Consider the following 5,547-nt stretch of genomic DNA (forward strand, 5'->3'; position numbering starts at 1 on the left):
TTGCACTATCGTCATATCCGCGCGTATCTGCAATGCAGGCATCAGCTCAACCGTGCCAGGCTCAGTCGAAACCGTCACTACATTTGCTGCGTCGGATTCCTTCAAGACCCCGTAAGGGATGACAAAATCCGTGGTTTCTGTACCGGCATTGTCGGCAAGTATGACTACCAATGGACGTACACGCTGGTCTTTCGGCGCTGGAAGGGTGAGCGAGTTCTTCGTCAGTTCAGCGATTTTCGCGTGAGTGGAATCTGCGCCCAGGCATGATCGCGTGTAGTACGTTGACGCTGCAAGCAGCACTATCGCGAAACTGGTAATTTTTATCAAAGCGGAACACTTCATTTGCTTTCCTCAATCATTGATCAAAGCGCATTTGCAATGACTCTTGAATGCCGCAAAAGATAGGCGAGATATACGGCGGCGACCAAATCGTAGGTCAGGCAAAACATTGGCCACCAACTAGGAACGCCTGGATTGGAAACGAGATGGCCGTGAAAGAAATCAAATAGGCCATGGGTAACTAACGCAACAACGACAAACCACAAATTGCGTTTGAAGCCAAGAACAGTGGCACCTAAAAATACGGCCATTACGACTGACTCGCTAAGGACAGCCTGAACCGAGCCGCCCATAACAGCAAATAAACCATAGTAGGATGCAATCACTACCAACACGATTGGGTAGAAGCTACGTTCTTTGTCAAAGCCGACGAGTGTCGCGAACAACGAAACAACTAAGGCGATGACAATACCTGCGAGATACTCCATTTTTGGTTCCTGCTATCTAATGTTTGAATTTAGCGGCCGTCGAGTCATGTCTTATAGCCATCTCGGAACGGACTGCGTGTAGGTGTCGAAATGTTTGCCGAACTTTAAAGACAGCGCTCTTTCCTCGGGTGAAATTTGAAAGCGATTCATATAGATGACAAACGCCGGCAAGAGAATAAATCCATGGGTATGCCCGAGAAAAAATGCCCAGCCGCCTAGCGCAAATATGAAGCCGACATACATGGGGTTCCGACTGAAACGATAGATGCCCGAACTAACCAAGGTAGACGCGGTACCTGGTCGTGTTGGATTAACCGTTGTCTTGGCAGCACGAAATGCAATTACGCCGGCAACAGCGAAGACGATGCCAATACCGCACAATGCAATCGATATGATAAGACGCCCGGGTATGACGAAGGACATAATCGGAAACTGCACTGATACAAGCCACATTGTGCCTGCAAAGAAAAGTGACAAAGCGACGGGTGGAACTCTGAGTTCAAGAGCGTTCATGAGATGAAGATTCCGGCTGATGTAAAAACTTTAATGCAGGGTTAGAGTATATACTCAAAGCTTTACGAATGAATGTTTGCCATGTCTGATTGGGCACCCAAACCTCCTGCATTGGATGGACTGATTCTTCCTCACTCTCTAGGAGACATAATCTCCGATAGAGGTATATAAAAACCGATACCCGCATGTTTTTTGCACAATGCACCCAAACATTACGCTCCTCGAAGGCCTTGAGCGTGCTGAAAAACTGCATTAGCCGATGAAGCTCGGGTTGCTCCCATGCTACGGGAATATGAATGTAGGCAATTCCTTGCCGTGTAACAAATTCAGCCTCACCGGATAGGGCGTTTGATGACGTTGGGGGAGACAAATTGATCACGGCTTCTATTCCAAGGTCCGTCAGACTTGCAATGTCCCTTTCAGATAATTGGCCGGAAGTCCAGAGCCAGTCAAATACTTGATGAATGTTTTCAGCGTCCATGAATGGTATCTTGGGGCTTATATCAGCTAATAGGACTAGTCCGGACACTTGCTGCGCACCCGACCAGCGAACTGCGGGCAAAATATTTTGCTCTATGGTTTTTTGGCAGCCAACGCTAAAGTCCGAACATGGACAGGGGTTGCAGTGACAGAGAATTTCATAGGCTTTATTCATGAGATGTTTCCTTTCAAATTGATTTGATGCGGAGCCTAGTCTACGGGCTCACATCAGCTACGGCTTGAACGAAACGGCTATTCGCGCTGGAAACTAGAAGGCGCAATCCCGAACATGCGCTTGAACGTCCGCGAAAAATGCGCGGAGTCTGCAAATCCGCCGGCATACGAAGCCTCGGTCAGATTTCTGCCAGATGCTAATGCAGTGAGCGCGATTTCGATTCGCAGCCACAGCACGTAGGGCCGAAACCGCATACCTGTTTGCTCAATGAAGAGATGGCGAAAGCGATCTGGAGAAAGACAGGTGGCATCAGCAATATCGGCAAGCTGAACCGTTTCACCGATATTCTCACGCAGTAGTTCCACAGCATATTCAATCCGCTTATCCAGCGATACCACCGGAACCGTGGTCATTGCGGCAAGTTTGGTAATCACGAAACGCGCGCAGGTGGCGAGTTCTGAATCTAGGGTGCCCTCCATGTAGGAGGCGGTGAGGGCTGCAATTTCGAGTTCAAGCTTTCCATAGGCAAGCGACGAAATCCCCTCACCGAGACATAACTGGTGTAGCACCCGTCCCTCACGTGACTCCGGCTCAACAAAGATCATCGCAACAAACTCGCCACGCGCCTCGAACGCATGAGGCTGGTGAGCAGCGATGATTGCCGCATTATAGGCACTCCAGTTTCCGCCGGGACGTCGAAATCGCACCCCGCCTTCGGAGAACGACAACGTGATCTGGACTGCATGATGGGAATGAAAATCCGTGGGCTCACCAGCTCGACCGATCCACAGACTTCCTCCGCGCCAAAGCACGATACGCCCGGTTCCTGTCGTCTTCATTTCATGTTACTCCGACTCTATACGGATTGGCAGCGATCCGCATTTTTGCAAACAGTCACTTTAATCAATTTACTCTGCGCATACATGAAGCATTTTTTGTATTCATGTCTAGCTCCATCGTAGGAATGTCGCACATAGTTTGAAAACTACTTAAGGGGTGTAACCTCAATACATTTACCAACATCATAATAAGGAATTACCCCCTAGTAAGCCGGCCATAAAGCCAACCACAGCATCTAACACAATGTACAACGATATCCCAGCATATAAAACCATCCTAGTTATTAGTGTTTTGAAGCAGCCAGGCTGTCTCAGAGGATGCAACTTTTCCCTTCAGTCCGCCCGCGACACTCTTGCTTTCAACAAACTTTAATTGGTAGGTATCACCATAATGTTGCTTTACTTCGTTCTCGTTAACAGAAAACGGAGGGCCATCCATCAGCAGTTGGTCGTATTCATAAGAGATCAGCAATTGCGGCGCTGTGCCGGTTATATTCATCAGATGGGAGGTATACCGCTCTCGTATGCCGGAAGGCAGGGCGACTAAAGCAGCGCGATCATATGTCGCGCTTATGGCACCAAGATATACGGCAGACACATCAAAAATATCGCCCACGAATATGTCTATATCTTTAGCGCTGTAGCGGACCAATTTTCCAGTTTTAGAGATTTGCGGCTCTAAATCCAGTTCTTTAAACAACTCGTTAACGGCTAGTTCGCTCAATTCTGCACCAACTACTCGATAACCGCAGGCAAGCAACCAGGAAAAGTCACGTGTCTTGCCACACAACGGCAGAAACACACGACAGCCTTTTGCCAGATTTAGTGTTTCAAAATGGGCTACCAAAAACGGGTTGGCTTCGTTTTCATGAAACGCAATCTCACCGCGCTCCCATTTTTGCCGCCAGAAACTTGCTTCCATATCGACTCCTTAAATCGTTCAATTATAAAAATCACCACAAACTTAATGTGTCAGTGTTGCACCAAGGAATGTTCCGGTCTAGGATAAAATCTCAAGTCAACTTGAAGTCAAGTCTTAAATTACGACAGGTGAAATAATGGATATAACTGCGGTTGCAAAGGCAACTGGATTACCCGCCTCAACGTTACGATTTTATGAAGAAAAAGGATTGATTCAGTCAACCGGTCGCTTGGGTTTGCGTCGCTTATTCAGCGCCAATGTCATAGAGCGACTGGCTTTAATATCTTTGGGGCGTAGCGCTGGTTTCTCGCTAGATGAAATAGGTGAAATGATTACGCCTGAAGGGCCTGACATCAATAGAACGCTGCTGTTGGCTAAGGCAGAGGAGTTAGACAGAAAAATTAAAGAACTGACCTCTATGCGTGATGGGCTCCGTCATGCAGCAGTCTGCAATGCGCCAAACCATTTTGAATGTCCAAAATTTCTTCGTCTCCTCCGTGTTGCTGGTAAGAATCGGTTTAGGCAGCCAAATAAATTGAAGGAAAACAAATTTAAGTGAGGCATGCAGAAAAAAGTAAGGAAGCCAAATCTAAATACCTGTCGATATATAGTTGCCTAGAAAAGTTTTGTCCTTTCGGTCGCCTTATGCTGCGTGCCCCCTTATTCAAGCAGGAATTGTGAACAATGCATTGGACTCAACCTGATAAAAGCCACATATTTTTTGGTAGCGTTCATTTTCTTTTTTCATGACACTTTTTATAGATTCCGCTTGTGCCGGTATTTTTTGCAAAACATCCTGAAGATGTTTTTTTAACTGCATTTTCGAAGTCCAGCAGCGATTATGTGTATATTCAGTTTTCATCCAGCGCCAGAGGCGTTCAATTGGATTAAAATCGGGCGAATAGGCCGGCAGAAATGCCAGGTGTAACCACTCTTTTTGTGTTTGGGTCCAAGCCGTTAGCCATTTTGCTTTATGAAAACGGGCATTGTCACAAATCAACAGAATCTTATCAGTACGCATCTGTCGTTTGAGGTGGCAGATAAAACGACGGAAGCGCATCGCGTTCACTTTGAAAGTCGTTTGTAAACCGTAAAACAAGCCGGTTCCCAATTCAAATGCGCCGATCAGGTTTACCCGGCCATGCCGTCCGTAGTTAGCGATTGTTGTCGATTGTCCCCGAACACCCCACGTATAAGCCAAGGTGCCTTCGGTCTGGAAACCCGCTTCATCCTGGTAAAAAATACGCCAGCCTGCTTCGATTTTCTTCCGATAAAGCTCAGGCAGTGTTTCCTGGATCCACACTCGGCGCTTTTCACTGTCCCTTTTTACCAGTACGGTCTCCGCCTTGTGAAAACTCAAGCCCAGTTTGTTCAGCAGCTGGGGCAGATAACCGACTGAATACAGAGTGCCGAATAGTGTCTGGATTAAAACGACCACATGCCGTGCAACCCATACGCGCTGATTCAATTCTTGTATTTTGTTTTTTAAGAGTTCTTGCTCTTCAATGTTAAGCCCACTTGGGCGACCGCTTCGATCTTCATCTCGAACAAAATCTAGGCCTTTACTTTTATAGCGTTTAATCCAACGCTTTATGCTTTTGACACTGATGTTAAGGCACCCTGCTATCCGTTCAACGGGGTGCTATTGATAATAGGCGACTAAAACGGTTAGCCGTATCAGCAATCGAAAGTCACTACCTCCGGTTCCTGTTTTTTTAAGATGTTTGATTTTTCGGTTGAGTTCTTGGATATGCTTTGATTCCGTCATACAAATTCCGACATTATCTATTGAAATCAATAATCAAACAAAGGGACAGAACTTTTCTGGATAGCTATACATACAGATCGCCA

General features: G+C 46.7%; 7 protein-coding genes and 1 pseudogene. 1 reads left to right on the forward strand and 7 read right to left on the reverse strand.

Annotated features, from left to right (window positions below):
* The 6 genes and pseudogenes from M0R47_RS21075 to tmpT all read right to left on the reverse strand — a co-directional run.
* A pseudogene (locus M0R47_RS21075) lies at window positions 1-342 on the reverse strand (hypothetical protein); the annotation flags it as partial.
* A gap of 20 nt (window positions 343-362) precedes the next feature.
* The gene (locus M0R47_RS21080; protein WP_292558327.1) at window positions 363-767 is read right to left on the reverse strand and encodes a hypothetical protein; all 405 of its coding nucleotides are present in this window, start codon (window positions 765-767) and stop codon (window positions 363-365) included.
* A gap of 51 nt (window positions 768-818) precedes the next feature.
* Window positions 819-1,280: an isoprenylcysteine carboxylmethyltransferase family protein gene (locus M0R47_RS21085; RefSeq protein ID WP_292558328.1), complete on the reverse strand. Its 462-nt coding sequence runs from the start codon at window positions 1,278-1,280 to the stop codon at window positions 819-821.
* Window positions 1,267-1,935 (reverse strand): protein tyrosine phosphatase family protein, encoded by a 669-nt coding sequence (locus tag M0R47_RS21090; RefSeq protein ID WP_292558329.1) that lies wholly within the window; start codon window positions 1,933-1,935, stop codon window positions 1,267-1,269. The genes M0R47_RS21085 and M0R47_RS21090 overlap by 14 nt, the downstream gene beginning before the upstream one ends.
* A gap of 77 nt (window positions 1,936-2,012) precedes the next feature.
* A complete protein-coding gene (locus M0R47_RS21095; protein WP_292558330.1) occupies window positions 2,013-2,774 on the reverse strand; it encodes an AraC family transcriptional regulator in 762 nt (253 codons plus the stop codon).
* A gap of 277 nt (window positions 2,775-3,051) precedes the next feature.
* A complete protein-coding gene (tmpT, locus tag M0R47_RS21100) occupies window positions 3,052-3,696 on the reverse strand; it encodes a thiopurine S-methyltransferase (protein ID WP_292558331.1) in 645 nt (214 codons plus the stop codon).
* 136 nt (window positions 3,697-3,832) lie between these two features.
* Between tmpT and M0R47_RS21105 the strand changes: the two genes are divergently transcribed.
* A complete protein-coding gene (locus M0R47_RS21105) occupies window positions 3,833-4,255 on the forward strand; it encodes a helix-turn-helix domain-containing protein (RefSeq protein ID WP_292558332.1) in 423 nt (140 codons plus the stop codon).
* A 105-nt stretch (window positions 4,256-4,360) separates the two neighbouring features.
* On the opposite strand, the gene M0R47_RS21110 is transcribed toward M0R47_RS21105, so the two are convergent.
* Entirely contained in the window at window positions 4,361-5,323 is a 963-nt protein-coding gene (locus M0R47_RS21110; RefSeq protein ID WP_292558333.1) for an IS630 family transposase, read from the reverse strand.
* Window positions 5,324-5,547: the final 224 nt, after the last annotated feature.

The sequence above is a fragment of the Methylobacter sp. genome (genome assembly GCF_023227905.1).
GTDB lineage: Bacteria > Pseudomonadota > Gammaproteobacteria > Methylococcales > Methylomonadaceae > Methylobacter_A.

What these genes read in the sequence shown, in the direction of transcription:
- M0R47_RS21105 (WP_292558332.1), top strand. Translation starts at nt 3,833, where the DNA reads ATGGATATAACTGCGGTTGCAAAGGCAACTGGATTACCCGCCTCAACG.
- tmpT (WP_292558331.1), bottom strand. Translation starts at nt 3,696, where the DNA reads ATGGAAGCAAGTTTCTGGCGGCAAAAATGGGAGCGCGGTGAGATTGCG.
- M0R47_RS21095 (WP_292558330.1), bottom strand. Translation starts at nt 2,774, where the DNA reads ATGAAGACGACAGGAACCGGGCGTATCGTGCTTTGGCGCGGAGGAAGT.
- M0R47_RS21080 (WP_292558327.1), bottom strand. Translation starts at nt 767, where the DNA reads ATGGAGTATCTCGCAGGTATTGTCATCGCCTTAGTTGTTTCGTTGTTC.
- M0R47_RS21090 (WP_292558329.1), bottom strand. Translation starts at nt 1,935, where the DNA reads ATGAATAAAGCCTATGAAATTCTCTGTCACTGCAACCCCTGTCCATGT.
- M0R47_RS21085 (WP_292558328.1), bottom strand. Translation starts at nt 1,280, where the DNA reads ATGAACGCTCTTGAACTCAGAGTTCCACCCGTCGCTTTGTCACTTTTC.